18 protein-coding genes and 2 tRNA genes are annotated in these 20,971 nt (G+C 69.5%); 6 read left to right on the top strand and 14 right to left on the bottom strand.

Annotated elements, in window-relative coordinates; genetic code table 11:
• Position 1 precedes the first annotated feature (1 nt).
• Positions 2 to 1,135 (bottom strand): MFS transporter, encoded by a 1,134-nt coding sequence (locus tag QSK31_RS15155; RefSeq protein WP_285684442.1) that lies wholly within the window; start codon positions 1,133 to 1,135, stop codon positions 2 to 4.
• A 35-nt stretch (positions 1,136 to 1,170) separates the two neighbouring features.
• Here QSK31_RS15155 and QSK31_RS15150 point away from each other — a divergent pair, with 35 nt between their 5' ends.
• A complete protein-coding gene (locus QSK31_RS15150; protein WP_285684440.1) occupies positions 1,171 to 2,004 on the top strand; it encodes a spermidine synthase in 834 nt (277 codons plus the stop codon).
• A gap of 195 nt (positions 2,005 to 2,199) precedes the next feature.
• A complete protein-coding gene (locus QSK31_RS15145) occupies positions 2,200 to 3,321 on the top strand; it encodes a translation initiation factor 2 (RefSeq protein ID WP_285684438.1) in 1,122 nt (373 codons plus the stop codon).
• A gap of 19 nt (positions 3,322 to 3,340) precedes the next feature.
• On the opposite strand, the gene QSK31_RS15140 is transcribed toward QSK31_RS15145, so the two are convergent.
• From QSK31_RS15140 to QSK31_RS15100, 9 genes are all read right to left on the bottom strand, one after another.
• Positions 3,341 to 4,390, bottom strand: coding sequence for an ABC transporter substrate-binding protein (locus QSK31_RS15140; RefSeq protein WP_285684437.1), 1,050 nt, complete (start codon positions 4,388 to 4,390; stop codon positions 3,341 to 3,343).
• A complete protein-coding gene (locus QSK31_RS15135) occupies positions 4,390 to 5,451 on the bottom strand; it encodes an ABC transporter permease (RefSeq protein WP_285684436.1) in 1,062 nt (353 codons plus the stop codon). The genes QSK31_RS15140 and QSK31_RS15135 overlap by 1 nt, the downstream gene beginning before the upstream one ends.
• Positions 5,448 to 6,227 carry an ATP-binding cassette domain-containing protein gene (locus QSK31_RS15130; RefSeq protein WP_285684435.1) on the bottom strand — a complete coding sequence of 260 codons (780 nt, stop codon included), beginning with the start codon at positions 6,225 to 6,227 and terminating at the stop codon, positions 5,448 to 5,450. The genes QSK31_RS15135 and QSK31_RS15130 overlap by 4 nt, the downstream gene beginning before the upstream one ends.
• 35 nt (positions 6,228 to 6,262) lie before the next feature.
• Entirely contained in the window at positions 6,263 to 7,300 is a 1,038-nt protein-coding gene (locus QSK31_RS15125; protein WP_285684433.1) for a class I mannose-6-phosphate isomerase, read from the bottom strand.
• Positions 7,285 to 8,304: a LacI family DNA-binding transcriptional regulator gene (locus tag QSK31_RS15120; protein WP_285684432.1), complete on the bottom strand. Its 1,020-nt coding sequence runs from the start codon at positions 8,302 to 8,304 to the stop codon at positions 7,285 to 7,287. Before QSK31_RS15120 ends, QSK31_RS15125 begins: the two co-directional genes overlap by 16 nt.
• Before the next feature lie 680 nt (positions 8,305 to 8,984).
• Positions 8,985 to 9,058 (bottom strand) — tRNA-Met (locus QSK31_RS15115).
• Between the two features lie 510 nt (positions 9,059 to 9,568).
• Positions 9,569 to 9,642, bottom strand: a tRNA-Met gene (locus QSK31_RS15110).
• 88 nt (positions 9,643 to 9,730) lie between these two features.
• Positions 9,731 to 12,679: a UPF0182 family membrane protein gene (locus QSK31_RS15105; protein WP_285684430.1), complete on the bottom strand. Its 2,949-nt coding sequence runs from the start codon at positions 12,677 to 12,679 to the stop codon at positions 9,731 to 9,733.
• A 63-nt stretch (positions 12,680 to 12,742) separates the two neighbouring features.
• Positions 12,743 to 13,765, bottom strand: a complete 1,023-nt coding sequence (locus QSK31_RS15100) for a YlbL family protein (protein ID WP_285684429.1) — start codon at positions 13,763 to 13,765, stop codon at positions 12,743 to 12,745.
• A gap of 90 nt (positions 13,766 to 13,855) precedes the next feature.
• Between QSK31_RS15100 and QSK31_RS15095 the strand changes: the two genes are divergently transcribed.
• Positions 13,856 to 15,118, top strand: coding sequence for a zinc-dependent metalloprotease (locus QSK31_RS15095; RefSeq protein WP_285684428.1), 1,263 nt, complete (start codon positions 13,856 to 13,858; stop codon positions 15,116 to 15,118).
• An 88-nt stretch (positions 15,119 to 15,206) separates the two neighbouring features.
• Here QSK31_RS15095 and QSK31_RS15090 read toward each other — a convergent pair whose 3' ends face one another.
• Together QSK31_RS15090 and QSK31_RS15085 are read right to left on the bottom strand one after the other, a co-directional pair.
• Positions 15,207 to 15,785: a hypothetical protein gene (locus tag QSK31_RS15090; RefSeq protein WP_285684426.1), complete on the bottom strand. Its 579-nt coding sequence runs from the start codon at positions 15,783 to 15,785 to the stop codon at positions 15,207 to 15,209.
• Between the two features lie 128 nt (positions 15,786 to 15,913).
• Positions 15,914 to 16,444: a M48 metallopeptidase family protein gene (locus tag QSK31_RS15085; protein ID WP_285684424.1), complete on the bottom strand. Its 531-nt coding sequence runs from the start codon at positions 16,442 to 16,444 to the stop codon at positions 15,914 to 15,916.
• 462 nt (positions 16,445 to 16,906) lie between these two features.
• Here QSK31_RS15085 and QSK31_RS15080 point away from each other — a divergent pair, with 462 nt between their 5' ends.
• The 3 genes from QSK31_RS15080 to QSK31_RS15070 all read left to right on the top strand — a co-directional run bounded on the left by QSK31_RS15080 (position 16,907) and on the right by QSK31_RS15070 (position 19,793).
• A complete protein-coding gene (locus QSK31_RS15080; RefSeq protein WP_015625326.1) occupies positions 16,907 to 17,068 on the top strand; it encodes a DUF5679 domain-containing protein in 162 nt (53 codons plus the stop codon).
• Positions 17,069 to 17,269: 201 nt separating this feature from the next.
• A complete protein-coding gene (locus QSK31_RS15075; protein ID WP_285684419.1) occupies positions 17,270 to 18,247 on the top strand; it encodes a hypothetical protein in 978 nt (325 codons plus the stop codon).
• A gap of 199 nt (positions 18,248 to 18,446) precedes the next feature.
• Positions 18,447 to 19,793: an ABC1 kinase family protein gene (locus QSK31_RS15070; RefSeq protein ID WP_285684418.1), complete on the top strand. Its 1,347-nt coding sequence runs from the start codon at positions 18,447 to 18,449 to the stop codon at positions 19,791 to 19,793.
• A gap of 329 nt (positions 19,794 to 20,122) precedes the next feature.
• On the opposite strand, the gene QSK31_RS15065 is transcribed toward QSK31_RS15070, so the two are convergent.
• Together QSK31_RS15065 and QSK31_RS15060 are read right to left on the bottom strand one after the other, a co-directional pair.
• On the bottom strand, positions 20,123 to 20,482 hold the full coding sequence (locus QSK31_RS15065; protein WP_285684417.1) for a WhiB family transcriptional regulator: 360 nt from the start codon (positions 20,480 to 20,482) through the stop codon (positions 20,123 to 20,125).
• Positions 20,483 to 20,622: 140 nt separating this feature from the next.
• Positions 20,623 to 20,937 carry a hypothetical protein gene (locus QSK31_RS15060; protein ID WP_285684415.1) on the bottom strand — a complete coding sequence of 105 codons (315 nt, stop codon included), beginning with the start codon at positions 20,935 to 20,937 and terminating at the stop codon, positions 20,623 to 20,625.
• Positions 20,938 to 20,971 lie beyond the last annotated feature (34 nt).

The following is a 20,971-nucleotide window of genomic DNA, read 5'->3' as shown; positions in this document are numbered from 1 at the left end:
CCTAGGTGTTCTTCGCCCGGAGCGCTCCCGCGGCGACGGCCATCGCGGCGAGCAGGACCGCGACCAGGATGAACGAGATCGTCAGCGACGAGACGTGCGCGATGCCGCCGAGCACGCCGGGGGCGATCAGACCACTTCCGTACGCGATGCCGGCCACCCCGGCGATGTTGCGACCCGGCTGCCCGTCCAGGCGTCCGGCGGCCGCGAAGACCAGTGGCACCACGACGGCGATGCCGACCCCGATCAGCCCGAACCCGACGATCGCGAGCAGCACCCGGTCGCCGAGCACGACGGTCACCGCACCGGCCAGCGCGCACGCCGCGGAGATCCGTACGGTCCGCGCCGCACCGAGCCGGCGCACCACCGCGTCGCCGGCGAACCGGGTCGCCGCCATGCTCACCGAGAAGATGGCCACGGTCAGCGCGGCGGTGCTGGCCGCGCCGCCGAGGACGTTGCGCACGTACACCGCGGACCAGTCCAGCCCGGCCGCCTCGGCGAACACCGCGCACAGCCCGACCACTCCGATCGCCAGCACGGCCCGGGACGGCAAGGCGAAGGCGGGCGGCTCCTCGCTGCCCGGCTCGGGCCGGTGCGGAAGCAGCCAGACGGCGCTGACCAGGGCGATCAGGCACAGCACCACGGCCGTGACGGCGAAGTGCACCCGCCCGTCCACGCCGAACTTCGCCGCCAGCGCGGCCGCCGACGACCCGGCCAGGCCGCCGACGCTCCACCAGCCGTGGAAGCCGGACATCACCGACCGGCCGTAACCTTCCTCGATCACCACGGCGTGCGCGTTCATCGCCACGTCGGCGAGTCCGGCGGTCGCGCCGTAGAGCACCAGGACCGCGCAGAGCAGCGGCAAGGAGGTGGGCAGCGACGGCAGGACCAGGGCGGCGCACCAGAACAGCATCAGGATCCGGGTGAGGGTGCGCAGGTCGTAGCGGTGCACCAGACGGCCGGACAGCGGCATGGCGATCAGCGCGCCGACGCCGGGCATCAGCAGCGCCACACCCAGGCCTCCGGCCGCAACGCCGACGTGGTCGGAGATCCAGGGCAGCCGGGCCGCGAACGTCCCGGTCACCGACCCGTGCACCACGAACATGATCGAGGTCGCCACGCGGGCCCGGGTCAACATGGGAGGTCAATCTAGTGGCGCGGATACTTGTCCGCGTGCCCAGACGTCAGAGGGTGATCAGCGCCGGCCGGGCCGAGCTGGTGCCCGATCCGGACCGCTCCGCCTCGTGGACCCTGCGCATCGACGGCACCCCGCAGTCGTATGTCGATCTCGCCGATCCCACCCATCTGGAGTTCGAGTACGTGCGCCGGATGGCGACCGCTCTCGACCTGCTGGCGCCGCCCGGGCAACCGCTGCGGGCACTGCATCTGGGTGGCGGCGCGCTGACGCTGCCGCGCTACCTGGCCGCGACGCGGCCCGGTTCGCCGCAGCGGGTGGTGGAGATCGACGGTGAGCTGGTCGAGCTGGTGCGGCGCGAGCTTCCCTGGGATCAAAAGGCCAAGATTCGGGTACGCGTCGGCGACGCGCGCGAGGTCGTCAGCGGGGCCACGAGCGGCGGGTACGACGTGATCGTGCTGGACGTCTTCGCCGGTGCGCGGACGCCGGCGCATCTGGCGTCGGCCGAGTTCTTCGCCGAGGTGGCCCGGGTTCTGGGCCCCGGCGGTTTCCTGATCGCGAACGTCGCGGACGGACCGCCCCTGCGGCACGCCCGGGCACAGATCGCCACGATCCGGTCCGCGTTGCCGGAGGCGTGCCTGATCGCGGACGCCGGGGTGCTGCGCGGCCGCCGGTTCGGCAACGTGGTCGTGGTGGCCGGGCGGACTCCGCCGCCGGTCGCCGATCTTGCCCGGCGGGCGGCGGGCGATTGGTTCCCGGGGCGCGTTGAGTCTGATCTGGACCGTTTTGCCGGGGGCGCCGCCGCTGTCGCCGACGCGAACGCGGTCGCCTCGCCGGAACCGCCGGCGGGACTTTTCAGCGCCCGTGGGTGACCATGTCATCGCTCACGGGTGACCATGGGGCGCGAACCTTATCGTCCGAAGGTGCCGATTCGCCAGGCTCCAAGTGTCGTCTATTTGCCAACCGGCAATTTACCGGCGCGCGGACTTGTCGTCGTCGATGTTGCACCGATGTAATCGATGCGGCCACGGCGAACCGGACCGTGGTGCCGACGGGAGGGCGCGCGCATGTTCGATCAGCACTTCCTGTCCCCCTCCGCGCCCTCTTCCGGCGGGGGCGACGTGTTCGGCCCTCTTGAGGGCGGCGAGCGGGAGATGTGGCGCGGGCGTTGCGGCGTCGCGGAGTACGCGTTCGACGAGGCGGCCTCGATGCCGCGCTGGACCCTCCCCGAGACGACCGAAGTCCTGGTCACCGACCGCCGGGTGATCTACGCACACGCTCCGGAGGGGCGCGGGTTCTCGACGCCGTCCGACGGACCAGGCGCCGGCGACGGCACAGCCGGCAAGGTGCGCTCCGGCGAGCTGCGCTGGCTCTGGCCGCAGCACCTGCGCGTGCAGCCCGGCGACCGCAGCGGCACGCGCGGCGCGGCGGCCACCCAGATCCAGTTGGTCTGCAACGGCGCCGACGGCACCTTCCCTGCCCTGGTCTTCGCGGGCGGCGACCTGGCGACCGTGTCCGACGCCGACCGGGTGGCCAACACCATCCGTCAGGTGATCACGCGCTTCCGGATCGACAACGCGGCGAAGCTGGGCCTCGACACCAGCAAGATCCGGATGCTGTCGCGTCTGCTGATCGGCCCCGAGTTCCGCAACCATCAGGGCGGCGAGGGCCAGACCGTGTCGATGCTCGGCGCGATGCTGGTGGCCCGCCCCGCTGCGCGAGGCCAGGTCACCGAGCCGGCGCCTCTCGATCAGGCGACGCCTCTCCTCGATCGGGCGGAGAGCACCCGCCTGATCAACTACCGTCCCGGCCAGGCCGCCGACGCGGCGCGTGCGCTGCTCGCGGAGCGGGCCGAGCAGGAGGCCCTCCGGTCTGAGCCGGAGGTCGCCACGCGTGCGGCCGATCTCGCGGCCCGCATCGCCGACATGGTGAGCGCGACGGCGGCCGAGCCCGAGCCCGTCGAGCCTCCGGCCGAAGCCTCAGGCGGCGTGGTGATCGAGTTCCCGCTGCGGATGCCGCGTCACTCCGAACCACGCATCGAGGACGGCCCGACGACCAACCTGGCCGCACGCGCCGAGTCGATGCGGAAGACCGCCGCCCGCATGGCCGGCAACCGGGGCAAGGCCATCGGCCGGCCCACCTCCGACCGGGAGCCCGGGGTCAGCAGCCGCGGCAACCGCAACCGCTGAACCCCGGATCAACCCTCGATCAGCAGGACGCCTTGTAGGCGGCGTCCTTCTGGTCCCCGTCGATGTTCTGCTGGGTGATGATCGAGAACCCGGTCTGGACCTTCTTGGTCACCTGACCGCCGTCCAGCGCCGCCACGGCCTCGCCGAGGCCGACCTTGCCGATGTAGCCCGGCTGCTGCGCGATGAGTGCCTGCACCGTGCCGTCCTTCAGTGCCTTGACCTGGTCCGGGCCGGCGTCGAAGCCGATGACGCTGACCTTGCCCTTCTTGCCGGCCTGCTGGATGCCGGTCGCCGAACCCTGCGCGGCGAAGAGGTTCGCCGCGAAGACGCCGACGATGTCCGGGTCCTTCTGCAGCGCCGCGGTGACGAGCTGGGCCGCGGTGGCCGGGTCGTTGTGCGAGTACTGCACACCCACGTACGGGTACTTGCCGTCCGCCGCGGCCGCCTCGGAGAAGCCCTTGACCCGGGCGTCCGTGGTGGAGATGCCGGGGTCGACCGAGATGGCCAGCACCTTGCCGCCCTGCGGGGCGAGCTGCTTGATCGCGTCGAAGGCCGCCTTGCCGCCGCCCTCGTTGTCCGAGGCGATCGCGGAGACCGCGTACGACGGGTCCTCGGTCGAGGTGTCCACCAGCACGATCTTGGTGTTGGCCGCGGCCGCCTGCAGCGGCGCCTGCATCGCCTTGACGTCGGTCGGCGCGATCAGGATCGCGTCCGGCTTGGCGTTCACCGCCGAGTCGAAGATCGGCTTCTGCAGGGTCGGGTCGAACTTCTGCGGGCCCTGGGTGTTGACGGTGACGCCGAGCTTGGCCGCCTCCTCCTGGATGCCGCACTGCATGCTGATGTAGAACGCGTCGCCCTGAACGCCCTGGATGAACGTGATGTTGTAGTTCTTGCTGGCCTTGGTGGGCAGCGGGATCTCCGGGGCGGCCGACGACTCGGACGTCGACGGCTGGGTGACGACGCCGGTACCACCGCCGGTCGACTCGTCCTTGGTGGACGAGCACGCCGCCGAGGAGGCCACGACCGCGGCACTCAGGGTGATGATCCCCAGAATGTTCGCTCTCTTCATTACTTCGTACCTTCCTTTGCTTGCTTCACACGGGGGGCGCCACGCTGTGCTGCGGCGCGGCGGGTCTGGTCGACATAGACGGCGGCGATGAGCACGGCTCCCACGGCGACGCCCTGCCAGAAGGGGTCGACGCCGATGATCACGAAGCCGGACTGCAGGATCGCCGGGATGAAGAGACCGACGATCGTGCCGAACATCGAGCCGTAGCCGCCGAAGATCGAGGTGCCCCCGATCACCACGGCGGCGATCACATTGAGGTTGGTCAGCGACTGTCCGCCGATCGTGGTGGTGCCGAACTGAGCCAGGTACATCACCGCGCCGATGCCGCCGAGCACCCCGGTGATCAGGTAGATCAGCATGAGGTGGCGGTCGACGCGGATGCCCACCCGGCGGGCCGCCTCCTGGTTGGAGCCGATCGCGAAGGTGTGCCGGCCGAACCGGGTCCGGTGCAGCACGATGCCGAAGATGACCACGATCACCAGCGCCAGCAGTGGCAGCGCAGGCAACCCGGCGAAACGGGTGTAGATGCCGAAGTCGGTCAGCGACTCGGCGCCCACCGTGATGTTGATGCCCTTGCTCAGCACGTAGGCCAGCCCCAGCGCCGCCGACAGCGTGCCGAGAGTGACGATCAAGGCCGGGATCTTCGCGTACGCGATGAGAAAACCGTTCAAGAAGCCCCAGGCCGCGCCGGCCACCACCGCGGCCAGAATGCCCACGATGACGACGCCCGCGCCGTCCCCGCCCATCTCGGACATCAGCTTGGCCGAGATCACCGAGGCGAAGACCAGCACCGAACCGATCGACAGGTCGATGCCGGACGTGATGATCACGAAGGTCATCCCGGCGCCGAGCACCGCCAGCACGGCCAGGTTCTGGCTGATCAGCGAGAAGTTGGCGGTGGACAGGAACCGGTCGCCGCCGGAGATCGCGAAGAACGCGACGATCACCACCAGCACCCCGAGGATCCACACCGCCTGGGTGCCGGCCAGCCGCTGAAGGACGGTGCCCGACTCGTCGTCGTCCGTCGTCTTCTCGACGTCGGTCGCAGCCGTGGTGGTCACGCCGCCTCCTTTCCGTTGCTTACTTCACCGAGGCTCAAAGCGCCGGTCATGGCGCCGACAAGCTGCTCGACGTTGGTCTCCTTGCCGTCGTACGTGGCGACCCGCCGACCCAGCCGCATCACCTGGACCCGGTCGGCGATCTCCAGCACCTCGGGCATCGAGTGCGAGATCAGCACCACGGCGATGCCGCGGTCCCGCACCCGCTTGATCGAATCGAGGACGTTCTTGGTCTGCACCACGCCCAGCGCGGCGGTCGGCTCGTCCAGGAAGACCACCTTGTCGGCCCACGCGATCGCCCGGGCAATGGCGATCTGCTGCCGCTGACCGCCGGACATCGAGCCGACCGGGGAGCTCAGGGAGCGCACGGTGCCGCCCAGATCGGCCAGCCGCTCGCGCGTCCGGTCCCGCATCTCCTTGTTGTCCATGAAGCCCAGCCACCCGAGCACACCCTTGGCCGGGATCTCCCGCCCCAGGAACATGTTCTGTGCCGGGTTCAGATGCGGCGCCAGGGCCAGATCCTGGTGCACCACCTCGATGCCCAGCCGGCTCGCGGTCGTCGGCGAGTCCAGTGTCACCGGCCGCCCGTCGAACTCGATCACCCCCGAGTCCAGCGCCAGGTTGCCCGTGAGCGCCTTGACCAGAGTGGACTTACCGGCGCCGTTGTCCCCGATCAGGGCGACCACCTCGCCCAGCCCGACCTCGAAATCAGCGCCGTTCAGGGCCATCACATGTCCGAAGGACCTGGTCAGGCCCTCCGCTTTGAGAACTGCTGTCATATGTCGCACCTCCGTCGGGGGGAACTACAAGTGCTTCACGTCAGGTCGGGCCACCCCACGCCGGGCCGGCAGATCGCCAGCCGCGTCGAGCCCGAAACCGTCCAGTCGCCGAGGCCGGCCGGCACCGCGTACACCTGGCCTTTGGTCATGCTCCGCACACCGCCGGACCAGCCCACCTCGCCGGAACCGTCCAGCACGATCGCGACGGCGAAGCCGCGCGGCACCTCGACCGAGCCGCCGGCCGGGGCAGCCACCTCGACCCGGAAGAACGCATCCGCCGCGGCCGGCAGCGCCCGCATCAGCCCACCGTCGCGCGCCGCCGGATCGAGGTGATGCCGCAGCGTCGCCAGCTCGTCCGGCCCGACCGCCCGATGGCTCACCCCGCGCAACGCCGTCCCGAACCCCAGGTCCAGGTGCGACTCGTCGCGCGTAGCCGTGGTCACCGACCACTCCAGCAGGATCGAGAAGTCCGTCGGCTCCTGCACCTCGACCAGGAAGATCCCCGCGCCGGTGGCATGCGGCTGCCCCGCCGGCACCAGAATCCCGTCACCCGGCCGCACCGCGATCTTGTTCATGTGGCCGAGCAGCCACTCCGAGTCCTGAGCGTCCACCCGCGCGGCCAGCTCACCGGCGTCGACGTCCTCCCGGAAACCCACCCACACAGCCGGATCGTCCCCGCGCACATCGAGGATGTGCCACGCCTCGGTCTTGCCATAACACGAGTGCAGATGATCAAGAGCAAAAGACCGCGTCGGGTGTACGTGCACAGGAAGGCGCTGCCCCGCGTCCAGGAACTTCACCAGCAGTCCCGTGTCGGCGGGCCCCGCACCCGGGCCGCCGTGCGCGAACCCCGTCCAGCCCTCCGGATCAGCCTCCACCAGCTTCGCGAACAGCGACCCGTCGGCCAGCCGGCTCAACCCGACACCCGGGTCACCGGCCCGGTGCACGGTCGCCGCCAGCCACTCCTCCGGGCTCCGCTCCGAGGACTGCACGGTGTTCCGGAACGCGGCCAGCCGCTCCCCACCGAGATAGAAGTGGTCGATGATGTTCGGCGGCATCAAGACGGGCTGCATGACAACTCCCCGGATCCCCGCTTCACCAGCGGCGTCGGCAACAGAATCTCGGTCGGCACCAGATCGGTCCCACCGATCCGGGCCAGCAGCCGATCCACGGCCGCCGTTGCGATCAAGGCCGGATCGTGGTCGACCACGGTGATGCCCGGCTCCAGCGCGTCCGCCAGATCGAAGTCCCCGAAGCTGATCATCGCGACGTCGGTCCTCCTGCGCTTGTGCAGCGCACGCACCGCGCCCAGGCTGGTCCGCGAGTTGGACGAGAACAACGCGGTCGGCGGCTCATCCAGCTCGAGCAGCTCGAACACGGCCTTGCCGCCCGGATCGGCCATCAGCAACGAGTGCCGGTCCAGTTCCGGCGGCACCGACAGACCCGCGGCGTCCAGCGCGTCCAGATATCCCGCACGCCGATGCGCGGTAGTCGTCAGCTTCGAGTCGTCGCCCAGGAACGCGATCCGCCGATGCCCCAGCCCCAGCAACTGCTCCACAGCGGCCCGAGCGCCGGCACGGTCATTCACCCCGACCACGTCCAGCCCCGAGCCCGGCCACCCCCGGTCGACCAGCACGGCCGGCACATCCTTGACGGTCGCGGCGAAGTAGTCGTGGTCACCCATCGTCGGCGCCAGCAACAGACCGCTGATGTTCTCCCGCGTCATCCGCAGCAGCTGATCCCGCTCCAGCTGCGGATCCCGCCACGTCGAAGCCACCTGCGTGCTGAACCCGGCCGCCAGCGCCCGCACCTCAACCACCGAAACCAGCGAGGCGAAGAACGGGTCAGCGATCGAATCCACGATCACGCCGATCGTGGAACTGCTGCCGGTGACCAGGCTCCGAGCTGCCGGATTGACGACATAGCCGAGGTCGTTGACCACCTCGAGCACCAGCCGCCGGGTCTTGTCGGAGACACCCGAGGACCGGTTGACGACCCGCGACACGGTCTTGATGGAGACGCCTGCCACCCGGGCGACGTCGTAGACGGTCGGGCGCCCGGTGGGGAACTCGGTCATCGCTCAACCACCTCCACCGCGAGCGCCGTCCGGCCTTAACACACCGGAAACATCAGGTCCTGGGGGGGATCCTGCGCTTGGTTAGACAGCGCTGTCAACAGGGAGGGCGAGAAAGTCTCGGTTGGGGGGTGGTGGGAGCGCACCCAGCTGGGAAAAGGCTGGGTGACAGCGCTGTCCGTCCTGGATCATTCGTGCCTGGTTCTGGTCTGCGGTCCGGGCCTTCTCCGCGACTCCCCGCCTCCTTGACCTTCGCCTCCCGTCTCTCAAGGTCAACCCACTAAGACACCGGGCCGTCGGTCCGTTTGATGTCCGATCCGCGAGGCCGCCCACTCCTCTGGGAGTCGTCGCGGTCAGGTCAAGACCCTCACCGGCGGAGGGGAGGGTGCAGGCGCGGGGCTGGGCTTCGACTCCCGCGCTGGGCGGCCTGCCGGTGCCGGTTGGGTCAAACCCGGGGCACAGCGGTGGCTTCCAGTGGTGGGGCGCGCTGGCTCTCGCAGTGCGGCTCGGCGGTGGGCGCGGGGGCAAGCCGATCACCCTGGGTGCTCCGCTCGCCGCCGTAGCCGGTGACGGCCCTCGCGTGAGATCCCGAAATCAGCTCCGGCTAGCCGGCCCTCAACGCTGGGGGCAGAGATGCAAAAGACCCCGGTCCAGCTGTTCGCTGGACCGGGGTCTTTCGTTCGTAGCGGGGACAGGATTTGAACCTGCGACCTCTGGGTTATGAGCCCAGCGAGCTACCGAGCTGCTCCACCCCGCGTCGCCTCGTTAACAGTAGCGCAGACCAGATTCCACCGCGCCCGCGGTAGCCCCTTGGTCCATCCCACCCACCCCTAGCTGCCAAAACTCCGCCAACCGCCACTCAAGTCCACTCTCACCCACTCCGATCAACTCCAGCCCACCCGCCGCGCCATCGTCGTCGATCGCCCCTTCAGCCCCGGCCCTCGCTCTACCCCCACCGGTGGGCCCGACCTCTGCCAGAGGCCGATCTTGGCCTTCGCCCACGCCCGGGCCCTGCCTCTTCCCAAGAAGGTGTCAGAGCCAAGCGCGACCTCAAGAAGGGTGTCAAGGCAGGCGCGGCCTCAAGAAAGGTGTCAAGGCAGGCGAAAGCCGCACCATCCCCGCCTACCGCAACCATTCCCACCCACCGCAACCATTCCCACCCACCGCAACCATCGCAACGCGGGGTGTCCGGGGCTCGGCCCCGGAGAAGGAATAGCGAAAGAGACCCCGGTCCAGCGGTTAGCTGGACAGGGGTCTCCTGTCTCTGTAGCGGGGACAGGATTTGAACCTGCGACCTCTGGGTTATGAGCCCAGCGAGCTACCGAGCTGCTCCACCCCGCGTCGGCTCGTTAACAGTAGCGCAGGGGGTGTTGTGGCTGCAAAACGGCCCCCTGTGGCCCGCCCCAGAGGGCGGGCCACCTGGTGTTTGTCAGCCGCTGGGGCTGGGGTTGGGGGCCGGCGCGCTGCCGGACGGGGCCGGGTTGGGTGGGGTGCTGGGGGTGGCCGCCTGTTGGGCCTGCTGGAACTTGGTCATGGCGGTGTCGAGTTGTTGGAGGGCCTGGCCGTAGCGGGCGAAGTCGCCGCTCTTCTGGGCTTCCTTGGCGTTGTTGATAGCGGTGTCCAGTTCGGCTGCCGCCTGTGCCACGGGGCCGGTCAGGCCGGGGGTGTTGGTGCCGGTGCTGGGTGGGTTGGTGCCTGTTGGCGGCGGGTTGTTGGTGCCGCTTGCCCGGCCCAGCTCTATCAGCCTCTGCAGGCCCTCTTCGAGGTTGTCGGCCAGGGTTACGTACTGGCTGCCGTCGCCGAAGGACATGAGGACCTTCTGCAGCAGGGGGATGGCGTTCTGCTGGGTGCCCTTCACGTACACCGGTTCCACGTAGAGCATGCCGTCGCCTACGGGCAGGGATATCAGGTTGCCGTAGAGGACGTTGGATTGTGTGCTGGTGGACAGAAGGGTCAGTTGGGATCTGACCTCGGCGTTGTTGGCCATGCGTTGGTGGACCTGGACGGGGCCTGGGATGGCTGTCTGGTCGGGTAGTTCCAGGACCTCTAGTTTGGGCTGGCCGTTGACGTAGCTGCCGGAGATGAGGGCTGCCAGGTTGTCGCGGTTGCGTGGTGTCACCGCTGAGGTCAGCTGGAATCTGGTCGCGGTCTGGCCCGGCAGTTGCACGTTCAGGTAGAACGGCGGCTGCTTGACCTGTTCCTGCGGCGCGTCTGGGGTGTTGGGGACCTGCCAGAAGTCCTGGCCGGAGAAGTACTCGCCGGCGTCGGTCACGTGGAACGAGGCGAGCAGGTTGCGCTGCACCTTGAACAGGTCGGCGGGATAGCGGAAGTGCGCCTCCAGCGAGGGCGAGATCTCCGCCTTGGGGATGATCAGGTCGCCGCCGAACGCCTTGTTCCACGCCTTCAGGACGGGGTCCTGGCCGTCGAACTCGTACAGCTTGACCGTGCCGTCGTACGCGTCGACGGTGGCCTTGACCGAGTTCCGCATGTAGTTGACGTTGTCCCGGGCCAGGGCGAAGGTGCCCTGGTTGGTGGTCTCGTCGCGGGTTTCCTGGGCCAGGTTGATGCGCTGGGAGTACGGGTAGCTGTTGCTGGTCGTGTAGCCGTCGAGGATCCACTGGATGCGGCCGTCGACGACGGCGGGGTACGGGTCTCCGTCGATGGTGAGGAACGGCGCGACCTTCTCGACGCGGTCGCGCGGGTTGCGCACGTACATGAGGCGGCTGTCGTTGTTGACCGCGTCGGACAGGACGAAGTTGCTCTCGGTGTTCTTGATGGCGAACACGAGGCGGCGGAAGGACGACCCGATCGGGACGCCGCCCTGGCCCTGGTAGGTGTAGCGCTCCTCGGCGTTGCTGTTGTCGGGTTGCGGCCGGTCGAACTCGACGTTCCGGTTCTTGTCGGCCTGTCCGACGATCGCGTACTCGGTGGCCTGCTCGCCGTAGTAGACGCGCGGCTGCTCGACCTTGATCTGCTCGGTCGGCGCGCACGCCGCGTCCTGGCTGGGGTCGGCTTTCTGCTCGCCGAGGAAGCCGGAGACGAAGTGCGGCAGGCCGCTGCACACCTGGTTGGCGGGGGCGGCGACGAGGCCGTACCCGTGGGTGAAGACGGTGTGCCGGTTGAGCCAGTTGCGCTGCTGCGCGGTGAGCTGGGCGTCGTTGACCTCGCGGACGCCGACCACGTAGTCGCGGGTGGAGCCGTTGACGGTGTAGCGGTCGACGTCCAGCTTGGCGCCGAAGTCGTAGAAGCCGCGGACCTGCTGCGACTGGGTGAACGCCTCGGAGACCAGTTGCGGGTCCATCAGCCGGACGTTCTGCGCGCTCGGGTTCTGGGCCAGGTTCGCCGGCGCCCTGGTGTTGCCCGCGGCGTACGGACGTATGTCGGTCTGGGCTATGCCGAAGGCATCTCGGGTCGAGTCGATGGAGCGCTGGATGTATGGCGCTTCCTTGTCGGCGAGGCTCGGCTGGACGGTGAAGTTCTGCACGGCGAGCGGGTAGATGCCGCCGATCGCGACGGCCGAGATGGCCAGCAGCGCCAGCGAGACGCCCGGCCAGACGAGGTTCCGCATGACCGCGTTGGAGAACACGATGATCGCCACCGCGACCACGATGGAGATGTAGGCGAGGATCTCCTTGGCCGGCAGCAGCGCGTTGACGTCGGTGTACCCGGCGCCGTAGAGGCCCGGCGACACGTGCTGCTCGAGCAGCAGCGCCCGCCGGTCCAGGATGTACGCGACCGCCTTGAGCAGCACGAACACCGCCACCAGCGAGGTCAGGTGTGCTCGTGCGGCGGACGTCATCCGGTCGCCGACGCCCTGTAGGCGTACGCCGCCGAAGATGTAGTGCACGGCGAGCGCGCCGATGACCGCCAGCACGACCGCGGTGAAGCCGACACCGAGGAGGTAGCGCCACAGCGGATAGTCGAAGACGTAGAAGCCGATGTCCACGTTGAACTGCGGGTCGCGGATGCCGAAGGGCTGCGCGTTCTGGAAGAGCAGCCACTCCTTCCAGCGGTTCTGTGCGCTCAGCCCGGCGAAGAAGCCGATGATCACGGAGATGGCGGCGATCCAGGTGCCGAGGCGCGGCGCCAGGACCATCCGGTACCGCTCCAGCGTGGCCTGTTCCGCCGAGTGTGGCCGGAGCAGTGGACGCAGCCGGTACGCCAGGTAGAGGTTGGCCGCCACCAGCAGTGCCATTGCCGCGCCGACGGCGAGGAACAGCAGCACTCTGGTGAACAGCTGGCCGGTGTACACCTGGGTGTAGTCGACCTCGCGGAACCAGAGCAGATCGGTGTACTGGTCGATGCCCCAGCCCAGCAGTGTGAAGAGAAGGAATACTCCGACGAGGACGCCGACGGTCACGCGACCGCGCCGGCTCATCCTCGGCAGAGGCGTATTACGCATGACCAACGGAAACTCCAGCCACTCGATTGCAACGCATTGTCACGTGGCGGTACACGGTTTCGGCGTGCCACCCGACGTGAAGGTCTTGAGCGCGGTCAGCGCGTCGTCCACGGTGGCCACCTCGGCCATCGGCAGGCCGGACACCGCGTTGCGCAGCGCCTCGGCGCAGTTGTCCTTGGGCACCAGGAAGAGCTGGGCTCCGGCGGCGTCCGCGCCGACCAGCTTCTGCGGGATGCCGCCGATCGGACCGACGTTGCCCTCGTCGTCGATCGTCCCGGTACCCGCGATGATCTTGCCGCCGGTGAGGTCCTCCGGGCGGAGCTTGTCGATGATGCCGAGCGAGAACATCAGGCCGGCGCTGGGGCCGCCGATCTCGCCCAGGTCGATCGTGACGTCGAAGGGGTGCGGCTGTTTCTTGTCGATCTGCACGCCGACCCGGGGCGTCCCCTTGTCGTCGGCGGTCTTCACCCGCACGGTCGCGGCCTTGCCGGCCCGGGTGTAGCCCAGCGTCAGCTCGGTGCCGGCGGGCTTGGCCTGGATCAGCTCGGTCAGTTTCGCGGGGCTGGTCACCGGCGTGCCGTCGACCGAGGTGAGGATGTCGTCCTTGGCCAGCTTGCCGGTCGAGGGGCCGCCGTCGGTGACCGCGGCGACGTACGTCTGGATGGGGTAACCGAGCTCGCGCAGCGCGACCGTCTCCGCGCTGGACTGCGAGCCCTGGAACTCCTGTTTGTTGTTCTCCTCGACCTGTTCCTCGGTCTGGTCCGGCGGGTAGATCACATCGCGCGGCACGACCGCCTGCTGGTTGCTGAACCAGCCGCGGATCGCCCAGACGAGCTCGACGTCGTTCTGCACCCCTACGGTGGTCAACCTGAGCTGACCCTTGGACGTCGACGTGGGCGCCTTCGTCACCTGGATCACTTCTTTGCCGTTGTCCGAACCGAGCGTGTTGACGGTCGGTCCGGGCTTCAGCACGACGTACGGCATCGGGACGGCCATGACCCCGATGGCGAGCAGAGCGGTGATCAGGGCGCCGAGGATGACCGTGACACCGCGACGTCTCATGCGCGTGAGCGTACCCACCCACCCTGAGTTCTCTCTGAGCTGACACCTGCATCGGTACCGGGAAGGTATTTCGCGCGTACCTTTGACCACGTGCCTGATATCCCATTCGGCTTCTCCCTGCCGGGGGCCCAGCCGCCCGATCCCTCCGATCCGCAGCAGATGCAGCAGTTCATGAACCAGCTGCAGCATATGTTCGCCGGCGCCGGCGAAGGCCCGGTGAACTGGGACCTCGCCCGCCAGGTGGCGGCGAGCCAGCTCCAGACGGCCGGCGACCCGGCCGTGACGATCGTCGAGCGCAACCAGATCGAGGAGAGCCTGCGGCTCGCCGATCTCTGGCTCGACCCGGCGTCCGCGCTGCCCAGCGGCATCCGCTCGGCAGCCGGATGGAACCGCAACGAGTGGATCTACAACACGCTCGAGGTGTGGAAGAAGCTGTGCGACCCGATCGCCGGTCGGATGGTGGGCGCGATGAGCGACCTGGTGCCCGAGGAGGCCCGCGCCCAGCTCGGCCCGATGCAGTCGATGGTGGCCACGCTCGGCGGCGCGCTGTTCGGCGGCCAGCTCGGCCAGGCGCTCGGCCAGCTCGCGGCGGAGGTGCTCTCGGCCGGTGACATCGGCCTGCCGCTCGGCCCGGGCGGCACGGCGGCGCTCATCCCGGCCAACATCAAGGCGTACGGCGAGGGCCTGGAGATCCCCGAGGATCAGGTCCGGCTCTACGTCGCCCTGCGCGAGGCGGCCCACCAGCGGCTGTTCCAGCACGTGCCGTGGCTGCGTGCGCACGTGCTGAACGCGGTGGAGACATACGCGAACGGCATCACCGTCAACCGGGAGGCGATCGAGGAGGCGATGAGCCGCGTCGACCCGTCCGACCCGGAGTCGATGCAGGCCATGGCCCTCGAGGGCATCTTCACGCCGGAGGACACGCCGCAGCAGAAGGCGAGCCTGGCCCGTCTCGAGACGGCGCTCGCGCTGGTCGAGGGCTGGGTGGGCCACGTGGTCGACTCGGCCGCCGGCGACCGGCTGCCGTCGGTGAACGCGCTGGGTGAGGCGTTCCGGCGCCGTCGTGCGGCCGGTGGCCCGGCGGAGCAGACCTTCGCCGCACTGGTCGGTCTGGAGCTGCGGCCGCGCCGGTTGCGCGAGGCCGGCGCGCTGTGGGCGGCGGTGGCCGACAAACGCGGCATCGCCGGCCGGGACGCGCTCTGGGATCACCCCGACCTGCTGCCCACCGACGAGGACTTCGCCAACCCGGCGGCGTTCGCCGAGGCGAAACTGGACTGGGACATCTCCGAACTGGACAAGCCGTCTTCTTCGGGTGAAGGCGACGCGAAGAAGGACGAAGACCCCAAACCTTAAACCGATGTCGTAGCTCGGCGGGTGGTGCTGACCGCAGCTCCCGCCGAGGGTCGCTTCGCTCCACGTCCGTGCGTGGTTGCGCTTTTTTCTAACCGCCCAGGATCGCCCGGGTGTTCTCCCAGCCCTCCAGGGCGGGGTCGAGCATGCCCAGCTCGGCGGGGCCGCGCAGGCGCCGCCACTCCGGGGTCGACTCGACGTCGCCCGGCTGTGGTGCGCCCTTGCGCAGCGTCATCGGCGTGGCGGAGTCCAGGTCGTGGTCGGCCAACCAGTCCGGCGGCGGCAGGTGGGTCGCCACGCCCAGCAGCGGCGACACGGCCACCGCCTTGCGTTCCAGGGGCCGCAGCAGCTTGCCCAGGATCATGCCGGGCAGGTCGGGCGCGTCCGCGGCGATGACGGCGGCCTGATCGAAGCCGTCGGAGGCGGCCGCCTCCAGCACGGGCCGCACGGTGGCCGTCGCGATGTCGTAGATGGTCGTCCCCGGCCAGGCGATCTCCTCGGCCAGCCCCCGGTCGGCCGGGATCGCGGCGATGGCCGGCGTCGCCTGCGCCAGCCGGGCCAGCAGGTCCACCACGTCCTCGGCCATCGCGGCCCGCCAGGCCGTCAGCTCGACGCCGGGCGGCGACCACGTCACCGGCACCAACAGGACCACCACCACACGCCGCGTCACGAGCGCGAGGCTACCCGGGCCGTGGGTCGGAGAAGAGGGTGACCACTTACGCAGGTGGAGCGAAGCGACCCTCGGCGTGAGCGACGGTCTGGACCACCCACCCGGCTACGACATCAAGCTCTTGATCTTCAATCGTCCAGCACCAGTCCTGTGGCCGCGCTGATGCCCTCCAGGTAGCCGCGGGCGCGTTCGGCCTTGGGGTAGCGGTTGACCAGGTCCCAGAAGCGGGCCGAGTGGCTGGGGACGACGAGGTGCGCGAGCTCGTGCAGCAGGACGTAATCGATCACCCAGTCGGGCATCTCCTGGATGCGGTGTGAGATGCGGATGGTGCCGTCGTCGGGGGTGCAGCTGCCCCAGCGGCCGTTCTGGTTGGTGACCCAGCGGACGCTCGCGGTGGCGACCTTGCGGGTGTGGTCGGCCAGGTAGCGGGCGGTGAGACGCTGGGCGCGGGCGCACAACTCGTCATCGCTACGCTGGAGGCGGTCCTCACGGGCCGCCAGGCGGGCCAGCATGCGCTCGACCCACTCCATCTCCTCGGCACGGGAGAAGCGGTCCGGGATGAGCACGACGACGCGCTCGCCGTCCCGGTACGCGGACACGGTCCGACGCCGGCGCTGACTTCGGCGCACCTCGACGACAGGCTTGCGTGTCCGGGCCATCAGCGGCTCGCGGGGCCCAGATTCGGGTTCACATAAAGACGCTAATCCGTGAGACCCATGTCACCGCAAGGGTATGCCAAACGACACGCGCCGGAAAAACGAGCTTCGTCCCCGACTGACCGAAAAGATTTTCTCAGACCGCAACCCCGCAACCCGTACCTCATCACAAAACGGGTCACCGAACCGCATGATCGTCCGGTTTGTGAGCTTCTGAGCGTATTCCTCGGCGTGTCCCGACATATCTGCCTAAAAAGGCCGCGGCGGCGACGCACACTCTCGTCGTCGGCAACTCAGCCGACGTTGCGCTGACATGGAAACGGCCTGACCTGGGTATCGTCCGCCGCGGAAAGGCGGCCGCATCCCGTGGTCGCGGAGCGGTCCAGCGCCGAACACAGGTCGCGGCGGAGCGCCGCGAGCCGGGCACCGGGCCGGCCGGGCCGGCATACATGACGAGGAGGAACCGTGGCCGACAACACGTACAACGGCTACTGCGTGAAGTGCAAGGAGAAGCGTGACTTCCAGGGCACCGTGGAAGTCTCGAAGACGGGCATGAACATGGCCAAGGGCAAGTGCCCGGTCTGTGGCACGACCGTCAACCGGATCCTGGGCAAGGCCAAGGCCTGACCAGGAACGATCTGACGAGGGGCGGCTTCGGCCGCCCCTCACTCGTTCAGGGCATAACGCGTGGCCATGCACACACGTTGAGTAAGTAGGCACAGGCCTGTGGATAACTTGTCCACCTCTGTGGATAACCGTGCGTGGACCCTCCGCCACCCTGTGGATAACCCGGTCTGATCGCGAGGGCGCAGTGACACGCTGTCACGCATGCGTCCGCTTTTGATCCCGGGCATCCCCCGCCTCCGCCGCGGCCCGCACACCCTGCAACTGGGCACGTCGCGGCCGGTCCTGGTGGATCTGCCGGGCCAGGACCCGGCGGCGATCCTCGACCTGATCGACGGCACCCGGACCGATCGTCTGCTCGTCCACCACGCGGCCCGGCACGGGCTGGCGCCGGCGGCGACCCGCGCGCTGCTGGAAACGCTGACGTCCGCCGGGCTCGTGGTCCCGGCGCTGCCCCGGGACTTCCTGGGCGAGGCGGCGGCGCTGGCGCACCTGGGCCACACCGCGCCCGACCGGGTGCTGCGGCAACGGGCCGGGGCCGTGGTGCGGGTGACCGGCGAGAGCCGGCTGGGCGCCGGAGTGGCGGCCGCGCTGGCGGCGGCCGGGGTCGGGCACGTCGAGCTGGACCTTCCCGGCACCGTCACGGCCGCTGAGCTGCCCGGTGGGCCGCTGAGCGCGGCCGACACGGGCCGGGAGCGGGGCGAGGCGGTCGCGGCGGCCCTGCGGCGGGCGGCGCCGGGCATCAGGACCCACCCGATCCGCCACCGGGCGGTCAGCCTGCAGATCCAGCTCCGGTACCGGGAGCCGGTGGGCCTGCTCGCGGCGGCGTTGTCCCGCCGCCGGCGTCCGCACCTGTCCCTGCGCTTGCGTGAGGGCCTGGCGGTGATCGGCCCTTTCGTGCCCGCGACGGGCGGCCCGTGCCTGCTCTGCGTCGACCTGCACCGCCGCGACCGGGATCCGGGCTGGTCCGAGCCGTCGGTCACCGCCGAGCCGGCCACGGTCGCGACGATCCTGGCCGCGACCGCCTACGCCGCGGCCGAGGCGCTGGCCTTCCTGGACGGCGACACACCGGAGTCGCTCGGCGCGGTGGTCGAGATCGACCGCCCCGGCCATCACCGCCGCCGATCCTGGCCGCCGCATCCGGCCTGCCACTGCTCTCGCGAACGGCAGAGCCTCCGATGACGAACGCCGCCGCATCCAGCCTGCCGGCGCTCCCACGAGCGGCAGAGCCTCCGCTGACCGAAGTGGTGGCTCGGCGCGGTATCGAGCGCTCGGATCCCGCGCTGAGCTACCACTTTCCCAAAGCGGACCTTCGGTCGGTTACCCGGCAAATAGTGCGCTCCGGGCGGGCGGTCCTCTCCGGGTCGGTAACAATGATCGGGTGAGCGACATACCGAGACGAGCCGCGGCCCGGACAGCACGGCTGGCCGCACTGCCGCTCGGGTTCGCCGGCCGGACCGCCCTCGGGCTGGGCAAGCGAGCCGTGGGCGCGGCCGCCGACATCGTCTCCGCCGACATCCAGCAGCGCACCGCCGAGCAGCTCTTCAGCGTGCTGGGGCAGCTCAAGGGCGGCGCGATGAAGTTCGGGCAGGCGCTGTCCGTGCTCGAGGCCGCGATGCCCGACGAGATGGCCGGCCCCTACCGGCAGGCCCTGACCAAGCTTCAGGAGGCGGCGCCGCCAATGCCGGTGGCGAACGTCCACAAGGCGCTCGCCGAGCAGCTGGGCCCGGACTGGCGGGAGCGGTTCGCGGAGTTCGACGACTCGCCGGCCGCCGCGGCCAGCATCGGCCAGGTGCACCGGGCTGTCTGGAAACTACCGCCGAGCCGCAAGGGCGCGAAGCCCAAGACGCTGCCGGTGGCGGTGAAGATCCAGTACCCGGGCGCGGCGCAGGCGTTGCTCTCCGACCTCAAGCAGCTCGGCCGGCTGGCCGGCATGTTCAAGATCATCCAGCCGGGGATGGACATCAAGCCGCTGGTCAACGAGCTGCGCGAGCGGATCGTCGAGGAACTCGACTACGCGATGGAGGCGGAGTCGCAGACCACCTTCGCCGAGGCGTTCGCCGGCGACGAGGACATCTTCGTGCCCCGGGTGGTGGCGCACTCCGAGCGGGTGCTGGTCACCGAGTGGGTGGACGGCACCCCACTGGCGAAAGTGATCAGCGACGGGACGCCCGAGGAACGCGACGAGGCGGGCCGGCTGATGGCCATCCTGCACTTCTCCGCGCCCGCCCGCTGCGGCCTGCTGCACGCCGACCCGCACCCGGGCAACTTCCGGATCCTGCCGGACGGGCGGCTCGGCGTGATCGACTTCGGGGCGGTGGCGCGGCTGCCCGGCGGCCACCCGGAACCCATCGGGCGGCTGGTCCGGCTGGCGCTGTCCGGCGACGCGCAGGCCGTCGCGGACGGGCTGCGCGACGAGGGCTTCATCAAGCCGGACGACGACCTGGACGCGGAGGCCGTCCTGACCTTCCTGCGGCCGATGATCGAGCCGGTCGCGGTGGACGAGTTCCGGTTCACCCGGACGTGGTTGCGCGGCGAGGCGCAGCGGCTGTCCAACCCGCGGTCGCCGGCCTTCCAGCTCAGCCGCAAACTGAACCTGCCGCCGTCCTACCTGCTGATCCACCGGGTGACGATCGGCTCGATCGGGGTGCTGTCGCAGCTCGAGGCCAAGGCGCCGTACCGGGCCATCCTGCAGAAGTGGCTGCCCGGCTTCGCGCCCGTGGCGTAGGCGTGCGGCGGGACGGACCAACGCCGCCGAGGGAACACGGGAAAGGCCCCGTCCGCTCGGCGGACGGGGCCTTTCTCATCACTAGGTGCGGCCAGGTGCGGCCCGTTGAGGCTGGTCAGAGCGGACGACCACCCAGCTCCCGAGCGGCGCGCTGACGCGCCTCCATGGCTACTCGGCGAGCGGAGCGGTGCGCCTCAGGGTCGGCCTGAGGCCGACGCATTCGGGCTCGTGACAGCGCTTCTTGGATGAGTCTCATCTTCGGGGCTCCATTCAAAGTCATCTCGGTCGTCTCTCGCGTCGGGTTGTGGATGGTGATGGTGGTCATGTCGTCATGCCGCCAGTCGGACGGCGTCGCGCTCGAGGCCGGTGGCCGCGAGACGCTCCTCGGTCTGAGCCTTCAGCTCGGCGTCGCGAGCGACGTCGGCCTTACGCGGACGACCACGGGGCCGCTTACGCGGAACCACGGCGCCACGCTCGAAGATCTCTCCGCCCCAGACACCCCAGGGCTCAGCACGCTCGACCGCACCGGCGAGGCACTCGACGCGCAGCGGGCAGTCCCCGCAGAGCGACTTCGCCAGCTCCAACTGGGCCGGCGAATCCGAGAACCACAGGTCCGGGTCGAACTTCCGACAGGGCAGGTTTGCCTCCATCTCGACGCTCACGTCGAGGGGGGCCAGCGCCAGACTCATAAAGCCCGGTCACCTCTCTCTTTCTCGATCTTCTGGATCGCCGTACAGGTTGTGCACCGGCTGGGTGGCCGGCAAATAAGAAAGGCCGCGGATCCCGGTTACGGGTTCCGCGGCCTCGAGGTGAGCCGGAGGTCTGTGAATCAGACCGGCCTTCCTCGAGGCGGGACACCGCTGGCACCATCCGTCTTGACGACAGAGCCATTGCTGCCCACGAACCCATCGCGTCCCATCGGGGACACCGTGTTGCTGGTGGTGCTGGTGGTGCTGCCGCCGCGCGCCACATTCCGAGCCAGCTCGGCCTGGATCTGGACCTGGTGCACCTGCGAGAGCGGAGCCCGCCGTGCGGCCACGAGCGACTCGGGGCCATAGGCGAACGGAGCGCAGGCAGGAGCCAGCAACACGGACGGTCGTCCTGTCGTGTAGATCTCCATCGGTGCCACCTCCTCCAGAAACATGCGCTCGATCTTGAATGGAAACCCCTTGGGCCGT

The organism is Actinoplanes sp. NBRC 103695 (assembly GCF_030269485.1).
Lineage (GTDB): Bacteria > Actinomycetota > Actinomycetes > Mycobacteriales > Micromonosporaceae > Actinoplanes.
This window is presented reverse-complemented; position numbering and strand designations above follow the sequence as displayed.